This window comes from Vibrio sp. 10N.261.46.E11, assembly GCF_041472735.1.
GTDB lineage: Bacteria > Pseudomonadota > Gammaproteobacteria > Enterobacterales > Vibrionaceae > Vibrio.
In genome coordinates this window covers 13,954-37,034 of record NZ_JBFRQW010000022.1, presented here as the reverse complement: position 1 = coordinate 37,034, position 23,081 = coordinate 13,954, and the positions used below count along the sequence as shown (strand labels likewise).

The following is a 23,081-nucleotide window of genomic DNA, read 5'->3' as shown; positions in this document are numbered from 1 at the left end:
AGTCGCTACCATTAAGTGCGAACTAGAAAAACACAAAAGACCCTGCTTAAAGCTTACTATTAATTTAGTGATTTTTAAGCAGGGTTTTTTACTATTGGGCCTAGGGATAACCACGATGAACTTCTACACTGTTACAGATGATTATATTAATCATCTTAAAAAAACGGACAAAACGGTACCAAATAACTACTCTGAAAAGCGTGCGTATGTGGGTATTGTTTTACATGTTAATGGCTGTAAGTACCTTGCGCCATTAACATCATACAAAGAGAAACAAGATCGCATCCCTAGCAGCTCGCCTTCTGTGTATAAAATTAATGAGGATGGAGTCCTTAGCAATAAATTAGGAATGCTCCAACTGAATAACATGATTCCTGTTACGGATGCGGTTATCACTGAATTAGATGTTGATAAACAAGATGAGCCATATCGCAGCATGCTTCAACGTCAGATTAAGTTCATTAAGAAGAATGGTGACAAGATTATTGAACGAGCTGAGAAGCTTCACAAATTGGTTATTGTTGATAAACACAAACACTTTTCAAATATTTCTTGTGACTTTTCTGCTCTTGAAGCGGCAATGGGGACATATCAAGTACCTACACCTAAGCCCCCAACTCTATCGCAGTTGGCTGCATTGCTTAGCAAAAACACACCTTAAACCAGCAAGCCCTTACTTTTTAGCAAGGGCTTTCTTTTTAGGAGTTAAAAGCTTGTCGCCATATTCCCCACGTCTAAGTTCAAATCTGTGCCTTTTTCGCTCTTAGCTTTTTCAATTGCGACTGGTTTATCTGACTTGATGGTCAGTGATACTTCAGATTTACTTTTAATGGTTTGGTTACCCAGTGGGCTATATGCTGTATTTTGCTTGGTAGATTCGAATCCGCCAGCTTGATAAGTATGGGGCCCTTGTTCGGTTTGACCCAACGAACCATACGTTGCGTCCTGCATAACAGGCTCAACGCCACCTGCTTGATAAGCATAATAACCTTGTTCGGTTTGGGTTCGCTCAGTTCGGTTTTGGGTTTCGTTGGTCGTAATGCCAAGCGTCGCGCTCTTGTCTTCAATACGGTTGAGTTTAGCGGCTAAGTTATCGACTTCTTGGCCAGCTTCATCAGTTTGAATTTTCCACCCATCGGGGATAAGCGCATCCGGCAGCTTGTTGATTAGGGCTTTGAATTTATCCCATAACCAACCAATGCCGTCACCAATCCATTTAATGACTTTATCTAAACCAATGAACTTATCGATTAAATAAGTAATCGCGATTACCGCAGCAGCAACAGCAGCCACCATGAGCCCTATTGGGTTTGCCAGAACAGCCGCATTTAAAGCTATCAGAGCCACTTTTAGAATGGCGACCGTCGCCAGAATCCCCTTGAAGTTTTGCGCTAACCAAATAAGCCCTTTACCTAGAAGTTCAAAGCCTTGATAAAGGCCGTCTACGGTTTGGATAAGCTTTTCGATAAAATCGGTTCGCCAGGCTGTGTTCTTAAACTTCTCAGAAAACTGGGTGAATGCTTTGGTCGCTTTTTCCATGATGGGTGCAAGTGCTGCAAACTTCATAGAGCGGACGCTTTCTTCGATTTTTTGCAGAGCATCATTGTAGGCTTCCGCTTTTGCGGCATCTTCTGCAGTCGCACCGCCACCCAATGCATTGAGTTCTTTTCTTGCTGCCGTTAACCCTTCAGTACCTTCACGCAACATGATCAGCATTTTGCGACCGTCTTGTCCAAAGGCCGCATCGGCAAAGGCCATTTGTTCTTGCGGTGTTTCAAGCTGAGAGAACTCTTCAAGGAGCATTTCATAAGCCTGCTTAGTGTCTTTCGCTCCTTGTAAGTCTTTATGCAGCGCGTTCTCACTCTTCTTGAGGTAAGAGCCTAGCGCACCAGAACCCGTTTGTTGCAGCACGCCAAGTCGTTTGGTAAAGCGAAGCATTGAGTTAGACAATGCGTCAGAGCTTACCCCTGCATGTTCAGCCTGGGACTGCATGGCTTGAAGTTCTTCAATAGGTAATTTTAGGGTCGCCGATGTCTTTGCCAGGTTGTCCATTTCACCTGCAGCGCCATTCACTTGTGTCACTAACCCCGCAAAGCTTAAACCACTTAACAGCGCGGCTCCTTTTCCTGCCGCTGCAGCGCCGACTTTGGGAAACTTGATGGAACGGTTCAGCTTTTGAATCGGGCTCATGACTCCTTGTAAGGTGGTATAACGCTTACTGAGTCTTCCTATCTCCTTACCGTGTTTCTTATAACTTCGATTCAGTCGGTCGTACTCATCATCGAGATTCCCTGTATTTACTCCTGTCTTTTTTAACTGGCTATCGAGCTTATCTAAATGGGACTTGTAACCCTCTTGCTCGGTGTTCAGCTTGCTCAACTTAGCTTGTTGCTTTGTGATTTTCTCCGTGAGTGCAGCGCTTGGGGATTCAACGCCTGCCGCTTTGACTTTTAACTCTTCAAGCTTTTCGCTGACCGCAGCAACAGCAATGGCATTCTTATTCATTGCTTTCCGTGAGCTTTTGAACGAGTCAATCATCCCCATTGCGGCAGAGTCATCAGCCTGTGTCTTTTGTACTTTCTTAATGGACTTGGCGTAATGATCACTCTCGCCACTCATACCTTTGAGAACGGCCGAAGTTTTATCTTTCATATCCATGAGAACAGACAGTTTCATTTTCATTCTGGATAGCCTTTTGTTGATACAAAAAAAGAGAGCTTATTCGCTCTCTTGTGGTGTTTGTTCGTGCCTTTGTCTGGCCAGCTCTCGAAACAGTAATAGATCGTCGTAGCTGAGTTTGTCTATTTCGCTTGGCGGCCAATGGAACACAAGGGCGATATCTGCGTAATAGTCTTCAACTCGATCTATAACTATTCCGTCGCGACGAAAAAAGAGGCAAGCGTCGTGAGCAATGGCGCCCAGTTCTCTGGAGGCATGTTGATAATGTCACGCTCGTTCAAGCAAGAGATTCGAGGTAATAGGGTTTGTCCTGCTTCAAACTTCATTCCGCACACATCTATCAAGCTCAACCCTCGCAAATGCCCAGAGTGTGGCTTACTGATATCAATATGCGTAAGCGCTTTGCCGTCTTTTTCAATAGGCGAGGCCAGTTCAGCGACCTTGATTTGTGACTCGTCTTTAATGGGGTTGGTCATAACCAAGCTCCTTCTGTAATGCTTCTAGTTTCTTCTTCACGCCGCCTTTCTGTGGGTCTAGTTTCATCACTAGCTCAAATAGGTTGTGTGCCTTCTCTTTTTCGCCAGCTTCAAGGTGCCAGTCACCGACTAGGCGGAACATCTTCACTTTGAGTGGGGCGTTGGTAGCAATCTCACCCGCCAGTAAATCATTCACGGCTTTAATCAGGTATTCGCGCTTGTACTCTTTCTTGTCGGTGTGCGCTTTGTGCGTGTACTTAAACACGTAATCACAGAAGCCCGTTTGACCGTTCACTTTGAAATTAGCCGGTGTTTCTAATCCACCATCAATGGCAGCTCGAAAGTCGTCGTGGATCTCTTCAAACTTGCCAAGGTCGAAGTGCCACATATAAAAGCACCACATCACATCGAGGTTGTCGTAGTTGCCTTTGTGGGTAACCAGTAGCTTTTCAACCAGTGGGCGGTACTTGTTAATGAGTTCTTGTTTGTACGGGTCTTTCTCTTTCGAGCCAGACAAAGTACGCAAGCGGCTTTGGTCTTGCTTAAACACGTTCTGTGTTTCTTCCCAAGGCTTATCAGCAAAAGCAGTGCGAACGGATTGGCTTAATGCTGACTCGCTTATTGCGCCAACATCGTTGAGAAGGTCGACACTGTCGGTAGCTTCAAAGGTTTCAACCGTTAATGGTTTTTCCTTCAGAGCCTCTCGTTTCATCAGTATGGATATCATGGTATTGCTCCTTACTGCGGGATGAGCTCGTCACCGTTGAAGACCACTTCAAGCTGACCATCTTTTACCGCTACGCTAAGTGGGTCGGCTGTCCATGCGCCTTTCAAGGTGTAAGCGCGGCTTGTGTTCGTTTCTAGGGTGATGTCTTCACCCACAAAATCAGCAATGGCTTTCTCATCGGTGTCTTTAGCGTGAATGATGGTGCACTTGATGAAAGGCGCATCTGAGAACTGTTCAGAGAAACCCAATACGCCATCGTCACCCATGATGGTTTCGCGCTTCATGTTGCCCATCCCAAATTCAGCGCCTTCTTTAAGGGGAAGGCGACCCAATGAGCCTGCGTTAAGGACAGCACGGCTAGTAATTTTTGTTCCCATGACTTACTTCCTAAATTGAATTTTACCCGCAACGATAATCAAACCGTTCACGAACTGCGGTGAATCTTGGTAGTTGACGCGCTGCTTGTTGGTTTTATCAAGCTCGACAATGAGCGACTTTTTGTAGCCATCGAAATCTTGCACGATGCCTTGGTATTCCAGATCTCGATACAGGGTCAACAGTTTGGCCTTGAACATGGTCGGCGTAACAATCGGCTGACCTTTGGCGAACTTGGTACCGTCTTTCGCTACTTTATGGCGAGGGTAGACACTTAAGATCAACGAGCGCTGTTTCTGACGGAAGTACATGGCGGTTGCAGGTGTCATTACATCGAGGTAACTGTTGTCTGTTACGCCAGCTGCGTTTTCGGTGTAAGCCGTAACGGCACGCTCTATTAACACTTCATTCGCTGAGTTCACCGTGTAGGTACTCAAGCCTTCATACAAAAAGAGGTTGCGCTCAGCCCAATCCCACTCTTGCGTTGCCAGTGAGTAAACACCGTTTAACTTGAGTGTTTGTAGCGGCCTGCAAGGGTCGATGGCTAATGACGGGGCGATTTGACCTACCCATGCACCAATGGCTTTTGCATCTGATAATGCTTGGTCTTTAGAGTCACCAAAGTTGTTGATTGGCAGGAAGTTGATTAACGGGCAGTTGCTCTTTGCTGAAAAGGTCACTAGCTCCGCGTGGGTGCCTTTCTTCGGTAGATACGCAATACCTGGCACTTGCTCTAATGCTGTATAACGGTTTTCAAGAAAGGTACCCAATTCGCGAATGGTCGTGTCGTCATTCAATGAGCACATGATGTGGTGGTATTGCGTATCACCTAGCGCGGCCAATGCACTTGCAATATCACCGCTACCCACGCTGATCGCGTAAATTGGCATGGTTTTATCTTGTTTGCGGAAATAGGTGATCATTTCCACGATGTCGCTATTAGCACCAAACGAGTCTGCCGCTTTTGTCTCATCCATACAAAGCGTGACTTTATTGTGAGCGACCTTTGCACCACTGACCGCATTACCGATCGCCAAAACAACTTGCAAGTCTTCTGCGCTGTTTGCCAGGCTATTATCAATTTCAATGTAGACACCGGGAACGCGAGCGGTGCTTGGTACTTCAGCAAAACCAATACTCATTATTTAGTTTCCTTCTTGGCTGTGGGCTTGGCTGTTTTGTCGATATCCACGACGCTTTCTTCAGCGAGTCGACGTAGCCAGTAAGCGTTGCGAGGCTTTACTTCACCTGCAGCTTTCAATGGCTCTCGGGTAATCGGGTCTTTCACGATTAAGCCTTTAGTTGCGGGCTTAATCTTGAAGGTGGGTACTTTGGGTTTATCTACTTGTTTATCCATTACGCTGCATCCTCTAGTGCAAAGTGTTCCGCTGCCATGGCGAGTAGCTCTCGCTCTAGAGCAGGTGTCCAACCAATGAAGGTTCGTTTGGGCATTTGATAATTGCGCTTGGTTCTCACGCCGCCTGTCCATTGACCTGTTTTACTGTTGTAGTGGCCATTAACGCGAGTCGTGAATGACACTTGAGAGCCTTGGTTGTGCTCTTGGCCGATGCGACCCGCGACGCCTTTTAGACCAATCTCAAAGCTATCTTCTGTTACGTGAGTTCTTAATGCCTTACCAAAACCGAGCAGCATGTTTTTATTGTTAACGGTGTTCTGCGCTTGAGTGCCATTCCGTAGTTGGGTTGTCTTTCGCCGCGTTCGGCCTTGGTACGGGTTGTTGTCTATATCTCGCTGAGCGCGAATTTGCTGATGAAAGAACTGCCGTGCGCGGTTGGCCATTCGTTTATTCAGCTCAAACTTATCACTGGCCGTAAGCACTAAACTTTCCACAACTTGAGTCAATTGTTCAGGCGTCGCGAGTGTTAATTCACTCATGGCAAATCATCTAAGTGGCCGACAAAGTGGACCAATTCACCGAGTTGGTCTTCATCGGCTCGCGCTTCAAAACCACTGACACATTCATAACGGGTATCGCCTTGCTTCCAATTGCCTTGTTCGCTTTCTTGAAGGTCGAACTCTTCGCGAATATCAATTTTCAGCTTGAGGTCAAAACGACCTTTATCGAGAGGCTCTAACGCGAACGTCGGCATGGGTAAGCCTTTTTCTGCTCGCTCTGGGTCGAACTTATTAAGCCAGCTGACTAAATGCATAAACAAAACTTGCGGCTCTAACTTGGCGCTTTGCAAGAAAACGATGGCGGTGTATTCAATTTCAAACCCATCGACAAAAACACCTTGTCCACAAAATAAAGCGCCATCCTCTGCCCACACGTCCATTTTGGCCGCGTCTGTCACATGGCTTTTGAATAAGTCCGTTAAGCTTTGCAGTGCTTTCATTACACTCTCTCGAAGCAGTAGGTTTCTTCTGCGTGAATTAGTAGATCAATAGCTTGGCGATACTGCACTTCGCACTCTTCTTTCTTACTGGTGAGCGCTTCTTGTCTGTCAGCGGCTTCGGCGGTGGCGTCACCACTCATTTGCACGCTAATCAGTTGCGCGGCGGTCAGTGCGAACACGGCCTGCTTGTAAAGGGTTTCGGCTGAGTCGTCATCACCAAAGCGCTTTTGGGATAAAGCCGTCAAACTAGCAAAAGGCACTAAGGTGTCTTTAAGCTCGGAATGCACTTTGATGCGTGACACCTTCGCGTGATGCAGAATGCCTGCCTCTGTCTCATTGCTTTGGAAATGGTACAGAGACTGAAACTCTGAAATGTTCAGTACTGGGTATTTGCCCGTTGCTGGCAACTGAGATTGATATGTTTTGTTTTTGTTGCCGACAAATTCCATGATTTATCCTTATTGGGTTAGGGAATGCAGGCCGACAATCGCGAATAACAGTTAGCACCAAAGCGCACCTGAGATAGCAATAGAGCCTGCATTGAGGGGGTGTTAGTGTTTAACGCTTTGGCTTAATGCCAGGCATCGTTAATCCAAAGCTTCACGTTTTTGAACTCGATCGCGGCGGCTTTACCTAGCTCTTCAATCACGTAAGCCATGTTCATCGACTCAAAGTTTTCAATTTGGTCTTTTTCATCGTTCTTCTTACCTGTAGAGCGGCGAATCGAACCTTCTTGAATGTAGATGGACAGGTTGTCGTAACTGGTGACCATGATGCCCGTAGGAGGGAAGCCTGGTACTTTTACAGCAGGCAAACCGCCATAAGTACCGATGACTTGCAGCTCTTGGATTTTGCCTTTCTCGCTTGGCGTATTGCCGTGCGCTTCGTAGAACTTGGCTTTGTCGTAGGCCAGCAAGTCAGAGCCAATGATGGCGATATTGTTTGAATCGTTTTCACAGGCGTCATGCTGTAAGTTTTTCGTTTCAAGTACCGCTAGGTCTAAATTGATGAAGTCACCACCTGGACCAATACGCACTTCACCTGGTGTCTTACCTTGTTTGATAAGTCGCGCCGTGTTGTGGTCTCGCATGGCTTGGAACCAACCTTTGTTTACGTCTTCACCGTTCGGGTTCGCGCTTGCATCGGTGTTATCAGCAACGCTTTCGCCATACCAACCGATAGTGATTTTGTTCGCATCAATCTGTTCGCGAGTCGCTTTACTTAGCAAGGTGTTGAAGTTTTTATGGTGCGACCATGCGTCTAGTTTTACGTAACGCACAGCAGTATCAAAGTTCACTTGCTCACACATGTAAGGCATAGCCCCCATACTTGAGTGATCTTTAGGTGTGCGTTTGCCTGCACCAGAAGTATCGGTACGGCTGGCAATCATGCCTGTCACACCAAGGCCAATGGATTCACCTTTTTGGTTTTTCACCGAAATGATGTTGATTTTTTCTAGGAACCAGTTGCTTTCACGGATAGCCGCGATAATGCGCTGAGTACCATTAGGGCTCACGTTGAATTTCTCTGTTGCATCATCAACATCGTTTTGAGCGGCTACCGCTTTCACGTAAGCGCTGAGTTTTGTTTTTGTATGCTGTTGCATGTCTATTACCTAATCTAAAACGTTATGGATTTAGGACGTATCAACACTTATAAATAAGTATTGTCGTCATCACCTTCGCCCGCTAACTGGCGCTGTTCTTCATCGGTTAGCTTGCTGAGCTTTTCGATTTGACCTGTTAGGCTTTCTACCTGTGACGAAAGAGTCTCGACTTGACCTTTCAGCTCAGTCTCTTGGCTGTTTTCTTCTGGTGTCGTGTCTTTTTCATCACCATTAGGGTTTTGTTCAGGGTTGTTTTGAGCCGATAGCTGAGTAACAAGTTGGCCTAATTGACCAGATAGAACTTGGTTTTGCTCTACGCTTGCTTCAAGCAGCTCTTCAATTTTTTTACTCATGTCGCCTTCTTCCTGTTGTTGTGAGAGCTGCTCAGGTTCTTCACCTTTAAACCAGCTAAAAAGTTTGTTCATTAACGAGCGCTCTTCAGTTGATAGCTCGGTTTGTTCTGGGAGCTTTCCCGTGTAGTTGAGCATTTGCCCAGTGCATACATGCAGGGCTTTTTTCTCACTACGCTGCGCTGAGAGGTGTACTTGGGTTGTTCCTAATGATGCTGGCTCATCGGTAAATGCAAGCCCCGTTAGGTAAGCTTTTCCTGTTTTCGCAAAGTCTTCTAAATATTCACATGAGGTATGCAGTAGCTGCCCGTTTTCGATATTGCGTAACAAGTGAGAATTGGGCTTCACTTCAACCCACAACTCGTTGCCACGCGCTTCCGCTGTTAACACCGAGCCACCTTTCCAGCTCCACTCGGAATGATCATCGTTGATACGAGCGGTGTACTTTTTCGGGTCGTAAGTTTCGGCAATATCATCAATTACCTTTTGAGGAATATCGCGACCATCAATGGTTGGCCCTGCGGTTAATACACAAATTGGCTCTGATTTGAACATGCCTAAACTCTCCTAAATTCGATGATTCCAATTTACCCAATGCCTCCGCCTTTTTGTATTTGTCCTAGTTCTAAACGCTTGATATAGAAATCGTTCAAGCTGAGTAATCACAAGCGCTGTAGCACTATGCAAACATGGAAAATAATGTTGTTAGCGAACCGCTATATACCGCCGACCAAACGAAAGCTTTGGGACTGTTTTTACGCCAACGTAAGCCTGCAGAAATTGCAGAAGCGGTTGGTGTGGCCACACGCACGGTTCAAAAATGGATAACTCAGTTTGATTGGAAAACGCTGAGGGATGACGCGCCCATCGAATTAATGATGAGACAGCGCATTGCTTACTTGATGTGGGTTGACCAAAAGCTTGAGAGCCAAGAACGTGAGCTCAAGATGTTGCTCGAACAGCAATTCAAACGTGATGAAGCAGAGCAAAGGCGCAACCGACCAGCTGGCCGAAGTGATGGTGAGCAAAAGCGTGGGCGTAAGTCGAATAAGGTGAAGAACGATGTTTCCCACATCACCAAAGAGATGTTGGATGAGTATCGCGAGAAAACCTTTTTCGAATACCAAAAGGAAATTCACGGCCATAAGCAAAATGACGAAATCAACGAAACGCGCTTTTATCTTAAGTCGCGCCAGATTGGTCTTACGTTCTATTTTGCCTTTGAAGCGTTTGAAGATGCGGTGCTGACTGGCGACAACCAGGTGTTTATCTCTGCGTCGAAAAAGCAGTCTTATATTTTCAAAAACTACATTCGACAGTTCGCGATTGAGATTGGTGGCATTGACCTTAAAGGCAAGGATGACATCGAGTTAAGCAACGGTGCAAAGCTTGGTTTTATGTCGACCAACGTTGCGACCTCTCAAGGCTTTAACGGCCACATGTATTGGGATGAAGTGTTTTGGATCCCTCGCTTTTCTGAGTTGGATGATTACGCGGGCGGTATGTCGATTCAGGCGAAGTTTCGCACCACTTACATTTCAACACCTTCCACCATGGCCCATGAAGCCTACCCGAAATGGCAAGGTAAGAAAGAGCACGGCATTGATATCAGCCACAAGGCACTTAAAGCCGGGGCTTTAGGTGTTGATTTTATCTTCCGTCAAATGATCACGGTTGATGATGCGATTAAGAAGGGCGCGACCTTCTTCAACATGGATAAGCTTAAGCGTAAGTATCCGGTTAAAGAGATTTTCGACAACCTGCTGCGTTGTAAGTTTTTGGATGACAGCGCTTCATTCTTCTCATTGAAAGCATTACTGGCCTGTAAGGCCGATACGTCACTGTGGAAAGATGTCGACCACGAGAAAGTAAGGCCAGTGGGCAACGCAGAAGTTTTGGTTGGTTATGACCCAAGAGGTGGAGGAACGGGGGAAAGTGCCGATGATGCAGGCTTAGTGGTGGCGTTGAAACCTAAACGCAAAGGCGGCGTGTTCCGACTGATTGAACGAGTGCGCCTTAAAGGCTCTAGCTATGAGCAACAGGCTGACACCATTCGCAGCATTACCGAAAAATACAATGTGGTGTACATGGCGATGGATACCAGTGGCGTAGGCTCTGCGGTTGCAGAGCTTGTTCGCAAGTTTTATCCCGCTTTGGTTGAGTTGGATTACTCGCCCGAAGTAAAACGATTGATGGCGTATAAATCACGAGAAATCATTAACAGTGGCCGCTTACAGTTTGAAGCGGAGTGGGATGATCTCGTTCACTCGTTCTTAATGATTCGCCAGCAAACCACCAAAGTAAGTAACCAAATTACCTTTACTTCCAACCGCAGCAAAATTGGCTCTCATGCGGATTTAGCCTGGGCGTCTATGCACGTTCTGCGTTGGGAGCCGATTGATATTAATAACGACACCGACACCACAGTCGAGTTCTTCTAGCCTAATTTTTGGAGAGACCAAGTGATAGAGATTGAATTTTCTAAACCCGTGAGCGTGATGAACAGCGACATTCTCAGTTATTTAGAAGTGGCGTTGGTTGATGGTTTATACGAACCACCGATCGCCTTAGATACCTTAGCCAAAGCACTGCGCACCAATCCGATGCATTCGAGTGCGATTGAGTTTAAGCGCAATACGTTAATGCATGCCATTGCGTTGAGTGGATTGCTCTCACGCCAAGATGCAAAGCGCTTTATTCAAGACTACCTCACTTTTGGTGGTGCCCACCTTCAGGTGATTCGAGATTATAGAGGTTTAGGCGAAGTCGTTAAGCTCAAGCATTTACCGACACTTTACATGCGTAGACGTGAAGACTTGGGTTGGTCGTATAAGCCAAGAGCTTACGACGATGATGGCCGTATCGACTACAAACATAACCAAGTGTTCTATTTAGGTGATTATGACGTTGCTCAAGAACTTTATGGTTTGCCGAGTCACATTAGCTCTTTGACTTCTATCTGGTTGAACGATGATGCGACCTTGTTTCGTCGTCAGTACTACCGTAACGGTAACCATGCAGGTTACTTGCTGTATATGAACGAGCCATCAATGACGCCGAAACAGGAAGAGGCAATCAAGAAGCAGCTGCAAGCTCAAGAAGGTATGGCGTTTAAAAACTTATTTGTGAATGCAAAAGGTAAAGATACCAAAGCACCAGAGCTCAAGCCGATCGGTCAGGTTGAAGCTAAAGACTCTTACCGTGATGTGAAGAATCAGACCATGAACGAGGTGCTTTCGGTTCACCGTGTTCCAATCGAGTTGATGAGCATTCGACGCGAGAGTATTACGTCACTGGATTTGAATAAGGTGGATTGGCTGTTCCACAAGAACGAGCTGCTACCACTGATTGATATGATGCAAGAGTTGAATGATTTTGTGGGGAGCGAGGTGATCACCGCGAATGAGTATAAGAGCCTAGATTTAAGCTAGGCTCTCTGGATCGTTTTAGGGGGAGCATTTTTAATACTGCAGCCCCTTTTCTCGATGATTGCTAAGAGTCTCTCGAGAAGGTTTACGAATGTCTACCTTTTTTTTACTCTGAACAATTTCAATAAATCCTGGTCCACCATTCTTATTATGTATAGTAGAAAGGGTCATGTTGTTGGGTTTGTCGAATCGATTGGGTAACGTTGATACTATGTTTTCATCTAAATCGAAATAGCTCGATAACTTTTTAGCTGCAATTACACCGTCTTCTATGGTGGCAGTACCTTGGCTAAATCTTTCTATTGTGTTCGCAACAGTATCTACAAGGTTTTTGGTTAAGTTTGGGTCTTTACTCAGCTCGCGTTTCACTTCGCGAGTTACACGATTATAAACGTCATGGTTCATTCCTTTACTGCTGGGACTTTCATCGCTTAGGAGTGGGAACTTAGCTTTTCCACGTTCGCCGTGAACTCTTTTTTCCAGATGAACATCACGCCATTTGACACGTTGCCCATCGCCAGCTTGATGAGTATCGAATGAAATATCTTGCCCTTTGATTAAGCGTTTTAAATTGGCCAATGGAATATCCTTGTTTGTCTCATATGGTGAATTGAACGCTATGATGCATTTTTTAATGGCTTATCGAAAGGCAACTTAGTCAAGTTTATTGCTGATATATATTAAGTGTCGATATATTAAACAAGCTTGCGAATTACGGAGAAAATTGCGCACTTATCCAAGTTTGTAATGCTAATAACTTCTGAGCATTCTCAGCACAGGTTTGCAGGTTCGCTACATCTTCCGCTAAGACTTCGGCGTCTCGCTCGTAACCTGTAGCGGTTTTGGCGGCACCATCAGGGAGGGTGGAGGGTTGCTGAATACCGATTGTTCTATTATGCGCTCGCACTGATTGGGCACGGATGTGCATCCAGTCAGGATCATTAACAACGCACTGCTTATCATTGTTCTTTTGAGCATACTTGATCACCTCTTTTTCAATCTCTCGAAATTCAATACGAATATCTGGCTTTTGGTTAGCGAGTTTTACGGCTAGTTGAAAAGCCTCATCTTGTTTCTGCTCTACTTTTCCCCAGAGTACGTTTTGCGCTTTTAGTGCTTTGGCTTCGGTAGTTGTTACGCCGTAGTCATAAGAGTAATAAGCGACACCGCTAAGAACGGAAGCAAAGGCAATGGCTTTAAATAGAGTTAGATATTGGGTCAACATGATCACCACCCATTCAAACAGACGTGTTGTTCTGTTGCTCGTCGTTTAGGAATACCGGCACAGTTACTTTGCTTGAGTCGGCAGTCTTTGCCATTCACAAACACCCACCTTGGGTATTCGTTACAAGCGCCTTGATGATCACCTTGGTTAAACTTCTTCAATAAGGTGGAGCGTGTGAAGTTACCTGCACCAAGGTTAAAGACAAAACTCACCATCATGTCGTATTCACCTTGGCTTGGTGTTTGGGTGATGTGTTTATTGACGACACGCTCAGCGGCAGCAACATCTTTAACGAATAGCTCAGCGGCTTTCTGCAATGTGAGTTTGGTGTTTTCCGTTACGCCCTGCGTATGACCTAACCCTGCAGTCCAAACATCAGCACTGCATTGGTAGGGCTTCAGCCTACAGCCTTCTTCATTCGCTACATGGCTAAGGCCGTTCTCACTGATTATTAGCTTTGAATCAATAGTAAAGACAATGGCAAGAACGGAAGCCACAGAACACACCACCGCCTGTATTGCTTTGGTTTTTAGGCTCATGCTGAACCCTCTTTTTGTGAGTTCAATTTGTCTAACTGCGCTTGGCTGAGTTTGGTTGCAATCGCGTAGTGACGAATCGCCATGATGCCAGCGCCAATACCGACCGCAACAGACAACACTTGGAGTACGTCATTCACGCCAAAACTGATTAGGGTTGCACCAATGGAAGCTAAGATTTTCTTTAGGCCAGTGACATCTAGTAGCGATACGACTAGTGCCTTTGCCTCTGATTCATTCATTGATTTCTCTCTTATGGCTAGTTAATTAGTTCCCCCATAAACAGTGTATCTAGTTGAGTTTTAAAGGGGACTTATGGCATTTCTAGTGTCGAGATATAGAAGTTCAGAAGGCAAGAAAGAGAAAACCCAGCGCAGTGGCTGGGTTTAAATAGGGTTGGGATTAGTTGACAGGCGGTGTTGGCCAAGGGTGTTCTGCTTGGATCTTTGCTCTAGCAGCTAGGGCTTGAGCCTCGCTGATGTCGGCCTCTGCTTTATTGCCACTCAAACGTTTGATTTGAGCTTCTGCAATTAGTGGGTCACACATACGAGAATAAAGCTGTCGTCTTATCTCGTCAGTTTGGTTGTACTCGGCAACGTACTTGTTGCTTTGGTTGGTTACCCACTTGCCATCAATGCGTTCATCAAACATCGTTAATGCCTTATCAGGCGTAAATCCGTCTTTAATCGGGCCAAGTTCAGAAACAGTCTCCGACTTCGTACAATCAAACTCATCATAAATCGTAGTACCGCGATGATCTTCGATATATTCCGAGCCTATAGCCTTACCTGATTCATCAAGGACAGCCACCACTGCAAAGCCTTGCTTTGATGGCAATGGTTTAGACTGAAGCGCATCTTTCGGTATGTGATACATACCACCTCGATATTCAGCCTGAACAGGGGCAAGAACTTCTTTGGTTTCTCTATCTGTTGGATAATAATATTTCACTTACTTACTCCCCTTAAATGGCAATAGCCATTGGACGCGCTACGTTTCTGCTTCGCATCGCAATAAATTGAGAACTAACAGCAGAAGTGGACATGTTTAAATTAAAACCATTATCTGTTTGACCACTATTCATAAAACCTTTAACACCATTTGGTGCCCTTACTGCGCTCCTATCTTTCGGCCATCCGAAATAATCCGCATTAGAAAATGCTGTGCCTATAGTAGCCCCGATAGAGCCATCTCTATTGAAGTAATCTGATGCCGCAGTTCTAATGTGTGTTGCATCTTGAGCAGAACCAATAACACGACCATCATCAACTCCACGTCCTTGATCTAGAACCCGTAAAAACTCACCGCGGATTTCACCTGTATTAATTGTGTTACCAGTGACTAGATGCGGGTAACGACGAGCCAAACGCCAGTACACTGCAACAGGTAAATCAACATTGATTTCCATTACCGACCATTCTGGCGCTGAGGCATCTAGCCATAAAAACGGCATACCTACCTGATCACCAGTGTATGGCACCCAATAGAACGGCTTGGTGTTATCTGACCAACCCACATGTCGGTTGGCGACGAGTAATGGGGACTTTCCTGCAAGCGATTCAACATTCGAATACCATTGCCAGTATGAGAGTTCGCCGGTCTGAGCATCTTTCGTATAGCAGGTTTCACCTGCTGAGTAAGCACGTAAGGGATCGTATGGCATTGCTTGCATCTTAGAAGCAAAGCGAGCCATAAATTCGGTTTCAGTCAGGAAGTCACTGTTTTGGAAAACAAGATCACCAGGGTTGCCCGTGACCGTTGATTTCAACGTCAACATCCCACCGATACCTTTAGGCAGTGCAACTTTAGGAGTTGCACATTCAATAACTACCGCGCCCGCATCATCAACGATGTGAACCTTATACATGTACTCATTAAAATGGGTTTCAATCGGCAAACGCATTTCAAAAGTTAGAACACCATTGGCGTCGTAGTAACTTGCGTGGATTGTTTCGCAGTGAAACTCATACACATTAGCGGCTTGAGGGCCAATATTGCCTAATAGCTTGAATTTTTTAACGCTAGATTTGAGCGAACTGGTTAACACGCTCAAACCGTGCGTTGTTGGGATCGCCTGTAATTGGTTCACGAGTCATCTCCTATTTCTAGCAGCCAAGTGATGGCTGTTGTACATAGATATTGCGCATTGGCGTTAATCGACAGTTCCTGGCTAAACTCTGGAGTAAACGTCATTGCAGTATTTTGATTCACAGCGACACGACCGACTAACGGATAAATCCAATGAAACTCGGTGTGCGGCAGTCGTTTTTCTTCTAACGCTTTAAAGGCTGCGTCATTGTTGTAGCTGAACAGGTTTATCTTGATGAGGTTTGGGTTAGCGACTTCATCAAATACCACACCTTTAGAGCCCATCGTCATCAAGAGCCGTTGATAGTCTGAAATCTTCCAACCAAACTGCTGCTCTTCAAACTCGGTTAATAGCGACAGTTCAATATCGTCATGGGTTTGTTTGAAGTCTTTGGCCATGCCTTTGATGGTGTTGGCCAGCTCGACGTTCTCGGTGTCTTGCCAATATTCGCCTTTGGGTAATAGCCCACGGTAGGCGTTTTCAAAATCACCGGCACTGTAGTTAATAATTAAGTCGGCGGTGTCCACGTTACGCCTCCTAGTACATGTATCTGGTTTTTATCAATGGCGACCTCACCAACAGGTGTACGAACAATGAAGTTGTTGGTCACGGTTGAAGTGGTTAATACAATTTCAGTGTTGGTGATGGATTCCGGCTTTTGGGTTATCGGGTCGATTTTGCCCATTTTCCCTTTCACGAGATTCTCCAGTGCGGTGACTACATCATTACGTATGGCTTGGTCTTGAATGCCTTGTATCTCGATGTTGAGTGGCACTTGCTTTGGCAAATGGGCGATAGGGTGACAACCTGCCAGTCGATTTCGCTCAAAGGTGTCTTGCACTAACTTGACCACTCCTGCGCTTAAGGTCGGGTTGTTTTCTCGCGCACCGATATACACTTCCACCATGCCTCGCTGTGGGGTGTTGTCGAGCGCCCAGGCAAAGTCCACATCGGAGTGAGCAGACACGGCCCAGGCTTGGTAATCTTCTGATTTACCGATGAGCTCATTCTTTTCAAACGCTACGATCACTCTTGAACGCCAGTGCTTGAGTTCTTCAATGTTCGCGCCACCTGTCACCCCTTGTGAAACCACACGGTTTGGGTCAATTCCGCTGAGCCCTTTGCTTAGCGTCAATATTGCGCCTGCAGGTAAGTTGCTATCAATACCTGATTTAAGCGCGATGACTTCGACCGGAGCATTGCTGTATTGTTCTTTGGTGGTTTCATACTCGTGATTGGCATGCGTTAAGCGGGTGCCTTTTTTGATCACCACCGTTCCGCCAAGCTCAGCGAACTGTACTCGGCCCGTTGCGAACGTGGGCAGTAGTCGAGGGGCTTTATGGCGATTGGCGTGTAGGTATAACCACTCTTCAGAGCAAGTCTCTGGATGCAGCTGCCTGAACAGCAAATCTTGATAACCATATTGCCCATAGCTAACACCCGCAATGGCAGCGGCTATCCCTTTGGTTGCTGGGTTGTTTTGCCCTGTCTCAGATACCAGATTGGCTTCTGCACGAGCAATCAACTCATCTAAGCTTCGTTGTGTACTCATTGGTTAACCTTTGAAAGTGGAACATCGAACTGAGAGCCATCGGTTAGGGTGATCATCACATTGCGACCCATTTGGTTTGGCTTCTCTCGCCATACTGAAACTTCGACTGCTTTGGCGTGGCCGTCGGTAATGAGCCAAGCGAGCGACTCTTCACAAAACCGTTTAGCAAGGCTTAATGTTTCGTCTGTGAGCTTTGCTCGCTTGAGCGTCCAGTCACGAGAGCCGACCACGTTTATCAACTCATTGCTCCAAGTGCCGCCACGCTCATTGCTTGCCATACGGGCGCGATCGTTTTGAGTCGATTCGGCATAGTTATAAACGCTCTGCAGAACAGCGTGGGTTAATCCCTCTTTAGAGCTGAGCGGCGCAGTCAGGGCGGTTAAATTGAAATGGCTCATCCTTTGTTTGGCCCCTTGGTTGTTCTGTTTGTCCCGTCGTCTGTGTAGTCGTGGTCATGCTTTTCAACTTTGACACCGCCGAACGTACCGGACGCGCCACCCACAGAACCGGTGACATTAGCGTTCTTCGTGACTTTCAAATTGCCACCTATTTCTACATCACCAGAAAACGTGGACTTAGGTGCGGTAACGTTCACAGCCGTTGCGTTCACGGTGGTTTCTTGTGCCGATATCACTTCTAACTTTGCGCAGGCGTTTATCTTGATGCCTTGGTCTGTGAAATGAACAAGGTTGCCTTTGTCATCGAGCATCGCGACTTCACCAGGCTGTAGCTCTATTTGGTGGCGTTCGTCTTCTACGTTCACGGTGATGCCGCGAGATGTGGTTCCACCAATGAACAGGTTGTAAGTTTTCGCACCTGGTAGTGGGCGACTCATAAACCCGTAGTTGTGCACGCGTTTTATCTTGTCGTTAGTTCGGCCTGTCGCGGTTTTGATTTGTAATCGGCCTGTGGTTGCACCTGTGACAGTGCCGGTGCCAATCACGTTTTTAATTCTGGCCATTAATCGCTGTTGTTGCTGCAGAGCACTAGACATAGCTTTGCTCCTTAAATGGCCTGAATAACTCAACCGAAGTTTTCGTAGAGCTTTCAGACACCGATAGACTAAGCGACTTGATCACCAACATCTCACTGAAGCTTTGTTCTTGGTCTGTCACTCGAATCACTCGATTTAACCCGTCAATGGCCAACTCAGGGAATATGTCGGCAATCGTGCTTGATGCTGTCAGGCTTTGAGCTATGGCAAGGTTGCGCTCATATTTAGCACGAGACAGGCAAGCTTCACGGTTTTGCAATTGGTCACAGGTGATCACCATAGTGCGTGAGCTATCGACGTTTGGATTGATGACCTGTGCGCTTGCGTCATCCCACTGGCCTTGCACATCAATGGTGTGAAATTGCTGATTGAAGGTGCGCTTGATGTTCAGGCTGTCGATGTTGTTGCCCGTTTCTAAGCCGATATTGCTGATAGTTGCATGCGCGGTGTTTTCAATGGTCAACACACCACTGCGCTCAACCAACATAAAGCCTTGCTCTCGAATCAGTTGAGCTACGTTCTCTACAGGGGATTCCGCATTTATCTGAAACTCGGGGATGACCGGCATACTCTTCACCAGGCTTTTCACTTTCAAACCAAATGGCTTGGCGACATGGCGAAGTAGCTCTTCCACGTTCAAGTTATAAAGCGAATCCATCGTGATGCGTGAATCAATCATGTTGGCACTCTTTGAGCGGCCAGAAATGGAAACAGTGTGAGCGCTTGAATCGGTGTTTGAATCCACACCATCAATCTGACCAATCAGAATCGACTTGTCGTTAAGGAAGAACTCAACCGACAACGGGCTTTCAATACTCATAGGCTCAATTGAGCAACTGAACGTGTGGGCCAGCTGTTCAATGGAGTAGTTGAGATTCGCTTGATAGAAGGTGCGCGGCTTGCCATCAATGTGCATCGTTAGCGTGTTCATGACATATCCCTCACGGCGATGTCACCACGAATGAAGAGCGGGTGCTGCAGTGCATTCATTTTGGTGATGACTTTTTCTTGAGTGAACTCATCGTGCGCAATCGCCAGCGCAGATTGAAAGCGTGGTGACTGCACCGTTCTATGGGGCGCAGTACCGCTGACCACCTTATCTTGCTGAACCTTCACATTGCTTTTCAATGTCGTGACTGCGTCGAACAACTCAATGCTTTCAAGCGTCGACACTTTGGTGGTGTCTTTGATGCGTTCATCGATACCGACAATCAAAGTAGATAGATCATTCTTAATGGTTTCAGGCTGCTTAGCCGACTTCGTAATATCAAAGCGGTCGCCTTTTTCTAGGTGTGTTATGTCTTTGTTCATCTTCACAGCACCCGTCACCATCTGCACATTATGGTGCTGAGTTGGCGTGTCCGGTTTCACTTCACCTAGTAGTAAAGCTTGAGCACTGCGCGAGTTGTCTACCGCTTCATTACCAGAGCTTGGCTCAGCTTGAACACCATCGGCCACTGCATCCACTGAGGCAGAAAACAGATCAGCGAACTCAGTTGGGTTAGTGCTGAGGCTACTCACTGCAGAGAATGCTTTATTGATCGCGTGGTTAATGTCTTGAAGGCTTTCATCTTCAAGCTTTAAGCGATTGGTGATGTCGACCAACACGTTCAGTGCGCTGATGGCATCATTTTGAACCCGGTGAATGTTCGATACATCCAAGCCTTTAACTTGTTTTGCGAAAGAACGCTTCGACAAGCTCTCGACCATGTTGGCCTGCGTTTTTGTGCGAACGGATGTCGGTGCAGTGATTGAAGGGGAGGAGCCAGCGCGAGCAAACTTCAGACTCAGCGTGACCAATCCTTTTTTTGTGCTGATGCTTTGCGATACGTCTTCAAAGGCAAGCGGCAGCTCACCTAACCAAGGATGTTCTAGCTCGCCTGTTGGTGTTGCTTCTAGGTTTTCAATGAGGGTATTGGCATCGGCCAGAGAAGTAGAGCCAACGAACACCGCTTCAATTGTGTAGGTACGGGCTTTTGTTCCCATGACTTTGATGTGTGGTAGCTCTGCGTAGGGGATTTCGCTCACTTGCAAACGCTTACCACCATCAAAGGCGATCGAGAGGATATTGAGCTTCAGCCCATTCCATCTAGCGTGCTCGTACTGTCGTTCCCACATCAAAAAGCCACCAACTACAGAAGAAAATCAGAATTAGGCAGCGAGAATAAAATGAGTGATGGAGTAGGGCGCTCAGGCCCTGTTCGGACTCACCCTCCCCTCCACACCAAAATTCCACACTGCAATTATGCGATCTTAGAACCGCATTTCATTTCGGTAGTTGTATTGGAACACAGCCCCCGATGTATCTACATCGAGGGCTGTTTTATATGGGGGATTTAGAGATCGTCCAAGATCGTTTTTGTGCGTTTTTGAGAAAAAGGTGATCGTTAGGTTTTTACAGTCGATAGGCTTGAAGTAATAACGCATCCATGGCCGTTAATTTACGAGCGGCTAACGAAATGCGTTTACTTGATACGCCTGTTTTACGCGATGCTGATTCATAAGACCAGCCAGATTCAAACACTAGCTTTGCAGCTTCTCTGGTTTTCTCTGGCATCTCTCGTTCAGGTAGGATTTCTAGCAGCGCATCAAGGCGCTGCTTAGGGATGATATTCATCTGGCTTTAAATACCCGTAGTCTAGGCTTCTGGTTTAAGCGCTTGGTTGTTCCATCTGCCCGAATATATCGATTTGATTGATGTCACCTTTGCAGAGTTCCGGTTGTAGCTCTGAACTTGGCTTCTGACCTGTTGGTTCAATGAAGTGCGAGAACGACGTATGAGCAACAAACACACTTCCGCAATTCAGGTTTAAACACTGGCAATAAAGTTCTCTCGTTTCAGAACTGATAGCGCGAGAGGTTGCGATACGCGTTTTAGTTTCACATTTCGGGCAGGTTACGAGCATTGTATTAATCCTTTCATGTCATTGCAGCGCAGAAACTTCCGGCGCATTCATTTTTGCCATACATTCAAGCGAGTAGTGGCAAACGTTATGTTTTTCTAAAATGGATATACCTTCCGCCAGTTGCTTTAATTCTTGGCTTACTACACCATTTGAAATGGTAAAACTGTGACCACTAAACCCTGCAAATGTATTATCCAATTCATGACGAACTCCAATTAGCCGTTCGTTTTTACACACCCAACCCTCTCTCAATATTTTACCATCAATGTTCTTGTTAAGTTGATTATTAAGCCACTGTTCTTCATGCATCAGACTACGATCGAGTATGATGATTGCGTTGTCATTTTGGTGTTTTAATTCTTGGATTATTTTAGCTACGACGACCTGAAGTTGTTGTTTGCTTGTCATTTTAGTTATTCTCCATCGTCATAAGCATTGCACTAAACACGGCTTGTTTTTCTCCACTAGGTAAAGCCTCGAAGTTCTTCGCCCACCGCTTAGCTTTTCTTTGAATACGTTGGCGATCAGTAGAGTCTTTACCTGCAAAAGAGTGGTAATGAACATCACCTAGCGTGAAGTTACACCACACTGTTTCGGTTCTTACGCCGCCACGCGTCATAGCTTGAAAATCCACACTCCACCAATCTGCTAATAGGTCATCGTATATTTCATTTCTATAACCAGAAACCATCACAAAGCACGGTAGTGAATCGAGCATTTCAAGTAATCGTCTATGATCATCATCGGTCAATTCATTTTCATATCGAGCTGAACTAGTTCGGGTAGAGTGAATATATGGGGGATCGCAGTAAACAACGGTTCTTCCACTTTGAGAAAAATCAAACGAGCTTAGAAAGCCGAATGCATCGGCTTGAAAAATATCAGCTGCAGTAAAGTCAGATTCGTCTATTGCTGAAGCGGAATTAAATCCATCGATACATGTTGAGTTAATATCAATACCAATCTGGTTAGCTGCTGGCGCTTTTCTCTTTAAGACAACTCCGGTCCCTAAGAACGCTTCAATGTAAGTGTCATGCGGTGGCATCAAATTAATAATGGTTTGATAAACACCACTTCCACCTTTTGAACCTAAATACCCCATAAATCCCACTTCACCTAAAATTCTCATCGTGTGGCCAACGTAGTTATAAATGACTATGCTCGAGCAAATTAAGGCTCTTGCTTTCTGGTACCACATAGTCATAAATAACTACACTCGATACGTTTAGGCCTCCAAAGCCTTAATCGCCATATCAACAAAATGCTTTATATGCTTACCGTGATGATCACCATTTTTTAGGTGTAATGGGATTTGTCTTAGATATTCAATAGCAACATCTGTTTTGTTATCGAATTCGTCTTCATCGGGATAACCACCATTCTTATTACAAGTTATGTAATGCTCACTACCTAACGCGGTGTAACCTTCCTGACCGAGCTTTGCTAAAATCATCACACGTTCCCCCAATGAGTAGTTGGTCACTTTCAGTCCATACGACTCGGTACTTGAATTTGCGACACCTACTTTTATCTCTTCAATCGCTAAGTCAATAATACTAAGCTCACTGGCACTGACTAAAAGTGAGCGGCCACCACTAGCGAATACCTCATCTATATATTGAATAGCGTTACCTTGGAATTCATCATCAATGATGGCTTGAACTGTCGAACTCAGATCACTCGTTCCGTAAGCGTCTTGATAATCTTCAAGGCCAAGCCAACCATCTTTGTTACTGATTTCGACTTGGATATTTAACGTTAGTTTTCTTTCGCTCATTTCA

Annotated in this window: 32 protein-coding genes; 3 read left to right on the top strand and 29 right to left on the bottom strand. The window is 45.8% G+C overall.

The annotated features are described in order from the left end of the window. A partial coding sequence (locus AB4407_RS07880; protein WP_372120097.1) for a type III toxin-antitoxin system ToxN/AbiQ family toxin occupies positions 1-661 on the top strand: 661 nt, incomplete at its 5' end. A gap of 44 nt (positions 662-705) precedes the next feature. Here the strand turns inward: AB4407_RS07880 and AB4407_RS07875 are convergent. The 12 genes from AB4407_RS07875 to AB4407_RS07820 all read right to left on the bottom strand — a co-directional run bounded on the left by AB4407_RS07875 (position 706) and on the right by AB4407_RS07820 (position 9,125). Continuing rightward, entirely contained in the window at positions 706-2,682 is a 1,977-nt protein-coding gene (locus AB4407_RS07875; RefSeq protein ID WP_372120095.1) for a hypothetical protein, read from the bottom strand. Positions 2,683-2,718: 36 nt separating this feature from the next. After that, the gene (locus tag AB4407_RS07870) at positions 2,719-2,838 is read right to left on the bottom strand and encodes a GpE family phage tail protein (RefSeq protein ID WP_258182968.1); all 120 of its coding nucleotides are present in this window, start codon (positions 2,836-2,838) and stop codon (positions 2,719-2,721) included. A 32-nt stretch (positions 2,839-2,870) separates the two neighbouring features. Continuing rightward, the gene (locus AB4407_RS07865) at positions 2,871-3,155 is read right to left on the bottom strand and encodes a phage tail assembly protein (protein ID WP_102258091.1); all 285 of its coding nucleotides are present in this window, start codon (positions 3,153-3,155) and stop codon (positions 2,871-2,873) included. Then, the gene (gene gpM / locus AB4407_RS07860; RefSeq protein WP_372120093.1) at positions 3,139-3,882 is read right to left on the bottom strand and encodes a phage terminase small subunit; all 744 of its coding nucleotides are present in this window, start codon (positions 3,880-3,882) and stop codon (positions 3,139-3,141) included. Before gpM ends, AB4407_RS07865 begins: the two co-directional genes overlap by 17 nt. Before the next feature lie 11 nt (positions 3,883-3,893). Further along, complete coding sequence (locus tag AB4407_RS07855) at positions 3,894-4,259, bottom strand: phage tail tube protein (protein ID WP_372120091.1); 366 nt, start codon at positions 4,257-4,259, stop codon at positions 3,894-3,896. A gap of 3 nt (positions 4,260-4,262) precedes the next feature. Continuing rightward, positions 4,263-5,399, bottom strand: coding sequence for a phage tail sheath subtilisin-like domain-containing protein (locus tag AB4407_RS07850; protein ID WP_372120089.1), 1,137 nt, complete (start codon positions 5,397-5,399; stop codon positions 4,263-4,265). Next, a complete protein-coding gene (locus AB4407_RS07845; RefSeq protein ID WP_372120087.1) occupies positions 5,399-5,614 on the bottom strand; it encodes a DUF2635 domain-containing protein in 216 nt (71 codons plus the stop codon). Before AB4407_RS07845 ends, AB4407_RS07850 begins: the two co-directional genes overlap by 1 nt. After that, the gene (locus AB4407_RS07840; protein WP_372120085.1) at positions 5,614-6,153 is read right to left on the bottom strand and encodes a phage virion morphogenesis protein; all 540 of its coding nucleotides are present in this window, start codon (positions 6,151-6,153) and stop codon (positions 5,614-5,616) included. The genes AB4407_RS07845 and AB4407_RS07840 overlap by 1 nt, the downstream gene beginning before the upstream one ends. After that, complete coding sequence (locus AB4407_RS07835) at positions 6,150-6,614, bottom strand: phage tail protein (RefSeq protein WP_372120083.1); 465 nt, start codon at positions 6,612-6,614, stop codon at positions 6,150-6,152. The genes AB4407_RS07840 and AB4407_RS07835 overlap by 4 nt, the downstream gene beginning before the upstream one ends. After that, positions 6,614-7,063 (bottom strand): head completion/stabilization protein, encoded by a 450-nt coding sequence (locus AB4407_RS07830; RefSeq protein ID WP_372120081.1) that lies wholly within the window; start codon positions 7,061-7,063, stop codon positions 6,614-6,616. Before AB4407_RS07830 ends, AB4407_RS07835 begins: the two co-directional genes overlap by 1 nt. Before the next feature lie 122 nt (positions 7,064-7,185). After that, positions 7,186-8,220 carry a phage major capsid protein, P2 family gene (locus AB4407_RS07825; RefSeq protein WP_372120079.1) on the bottom strand — a complete coding sequence of 345 codons (1,035 nt, stop codon included), beginning with the start codon at positions 8,218-8,220 and terminating at the stop codon, positions 7,186-7,188. Between the two features lie 47 nt (positions 8,221-8,267). Beyond that, complete coding sequence (locus AB4407_RS07820) at positions 8,268-9,125, bottom strand: GPO family capsid scaffolding protein (RefSeq protein ID WP_372120077.1); 858 nt, start codon at positions 9,123-9,125, stop codon at positions 8,268-8,270. Positions 9,126-9,259: 134 nt separating this feature from the next. Here AB4407_RS07820 and AB4407_RS07815 point away from each other — a divergent pair, with 134 nt between their 5' ends. Then, complete coding sequence (locus tag AB4407_RS07815) at positions 9,260-11,011, top strand: terminase large subunit domain-containing protein (protein WP_372120075.1); 1,752 nt, start codon at positions 9,260-9,262, stop codon at positions 11,009-11,011. A 21-nt stretch (positions 11,012-11,032) separates the two neighbouring features. Further along, positions 11,033-12,001: a phage portal protein gene (locus AB4407_RS07810; RefSeq protein ID WP_372120073.1), complete on the top strand. Its 969-nt coding sequence runs from the start codon at positions 11,033-11,035 to the stop codon at positions 11,999-12,001. Between the two features lie 30 nt (positions 12,002-12,031). Here AB4407_RS07810 and AB4407_RS07805 read toward each other — a convergent pair whose 3' ends face one another. The 17 genes from AB4407_RS07805 to AB4407_RS07725 all read right to left on the bottom strand — a co-directional run bounded on the left by AB4407_RS07805 (position 12,032) and on the right by AB4407_RS07725 (position 23,077). Beyond that, positions 12,032-12,577, bottom strand: coding sequence for a hypothetical protein (locus AB4407_RS07805; RefSeq protein ID WP_372120071.1), 546 nt, complete (start codon positions 12,575-12,577; stop codon positions 12,032-12,034). 133 nt (positions 12,578-12,710) lie between these two features. Next, positions 12,711-13,223 (bottom strand): hypothetical protein, encoded by a 513-nt coding sequence (locus AB4407_RS07800; RefSeq protein WP_372120069.1) that lies wholly within the window; start codon positions 13,221-13,223, stop codon positions 12,711-12,713. A 2-nt stretch (positions 13,224-13,225) separates the two neighbouring features. Then, positions 13,226-13,762, bottom strand: a complete 537-nt coding sequence (locus tag AB4407_RS07795; protein WP_102258104.1) for a lysozyme — start codon at positions 13,760-13,762, stop codon at positions 13,226-13,228. Further along, on the bottom strand, positions 13,759-14,001 hold the full coding sequence (locus tag AB4407_RS07790) for a hypothetical protein (protein ID WP_372120067.1): 243 nt from the start codon (positions 13,999-14,001) through the stop codon (positions 13,759-13,761). Before AB4407_RS07790 ends, AB4407_RS07795 begins: the two co-directional genes overlap by 4 nt. 160 nt (positions 14,002-14,161) lie before the next feature. Beyond that, positions 14,162-14,710, bottom strand: coding sequence for a hypothetical protein (locus tag AB4407_RS07785; RefSeq protein ID WP_372120065.1), 549 nt, complete (start codon positions 14,708-14,710; stop codon positions 14,162-14,164). Positions 14,711-14,723: 13 nt separating this feature from the next. Continuing rightward, positions 14,724-15,848, bottom strand: coding sequence for a hypothetical protein (locus AB4407_RS07780; protein WP_372120063.1), 1,125 nt, complete (start codon positions 15,846-15,848; stop codon positions 14,724-14,726). Further along, on the bottom strand, positions 15,845-16,375 hold the full coding sequence (locus tag AB4407_RS07775) for a hypothetical protein (protein ID WP_372120061.1): 531 nt from the start codon (positions 16,373-16,375) through the stop codon (positions 15,845-15,847). The genes AB4407_RS07780 and AB4407_RS07775 overlap by 4 nt, the downstream gene beginning before the upstream one ends. Continuing rightward, a complete protein-coding gene (locus AB4407_RS07770; protein ID WP_372120059.1) occupies positions 16,357-17,400 on the bottom strand; it encodes a baseplate J/gp47 family protein in 1,044 nt (347 codons plus the stop codon). The genes AB4407_RS07775 and AB4407_RS07770 overlap by 19 nt, the downstream gene beginning before the upstream one ends. Further along, on the bottom strand, positions 17,397-17,798 hold the full coding sequence (locus tag AB4407_RS07765; RefSeq protein ID WP_102258109.1) for a phage GP46 family protein: 402 nt from the start codon (positions 17,796-17,798) through the stop codon (positions 17,397-17,399). Before AB4407_RS07765 ends, AB4407_RS07770 begins: the two co-directional genes overlap by 4 nt. Then, the gene (locus AB4407_RS07760; protein WP_372120057.1) at positions 17,795-18,394 is read right to left on the bottom strand and encodes a phage baseplate assembly protein V; all 600 of its coding nucleotides are present in this window, start codon (positions 18,392-18,394) and stop codon (positions 17,795-17,797) included. The genes AB4407_RS07765 and AB4407_RS07760 overlap by 4 nt, the downstream gene beginning before the upstream one ends. Continuing rightward, positions 18,387-19,325: a phage tail protein gene (locus tag AB4407_RS07755; RefSeq protein ID WP_372120055.1), complete on the bottom strand. Its 939-nt coding sequence runs from the start codon at positions 19,323-19,325 to the stop codon at positions 18,387-18,389. Before AB4407_RS07755 ends, AB4407_RS07760 begins: the two co-directional genes overlap by 8 nt. Continuing rightward, positions 19,322-20,512 carry a DNA circularization N-terminal domain-containing protein gene (locus AB4407_RS07750; RefSeq protein ID WP_372120053.1) on the bottom strand — a complete coding sequence of 397 codons (1,191 nt, stop codon included), beginning with the start codon at positions 20,510-20,512 and terminating at the stop codon, positions 19,322-19,324. The genes AB4407_RS07755 and AB4407_RS07750 overlap by 4 nt, the downstream gene beginning before the upstream one ends. Positions 20,513-20,789: 277 nt before the next feature. Further along, positions 20,790-21,011: a hypothetical protein gene (locus AB4407_RS07745; protein ID WP_372091732.1), complete on the bottom strand. Its 222-nt coding sequence runs from the start codon at positions 21,009-21,011 to the stop codon at positions 20,790-20,792. A gap of 34 nt (positions 21,012-21,045) precedes the next feature. Continuing rightward, positions 21,046-21,300 (bottom strand): ogr/Delta-like zinc finger family protein, encoded by a 255-nt coding sequence (locus tag AB4407_RS07740; protein WP_065679533.1) that lies wholly within the window; start codon positions 21,298-21,300, stop codon positions 21,046-21,048. A gap of 18 nt (positions 21,301-21,318) precedes the next feature. Beyond that, positions 21,319-21,708 carry a hypothetical protein gene (locus tag AB4407_RS07735; RefSeq protein WP_372043989.1) on the bottom strand — a complete coding sequence of 130 codons (390 nt, stop codon included), beginning with the start codon at positions 21,706-21,708 and terminating at the stop codon, positions 21,319-21,321. Position 21,709: 1 nt separating this feature from the next. Next, positions 21,710-22,429: a DNA adenine methylase gene (locus tag AB4407_RS07730; protein ID WP_372120051.1), complete on the bottom strand. Its 720-nt coding sequence runs from the start codon at positions 22,427-22,429 to the stop codon at positions 21,710-21,712. 96 nt (positions 22,430-22,525) lie between these two features. Beyond that, positions 22,526-23,077 (bottom strand): hypothetical protein, encoded by a 552-nt coding sequence (locus AB4407_RS07725; protein ID WP_372120049.1) that lies wholly within the window; start codon positions 23,075-23,077, stop codon positions 22,526-22,528. Positions 23,078-23,081: the final 4 nt, after the last annotated feature.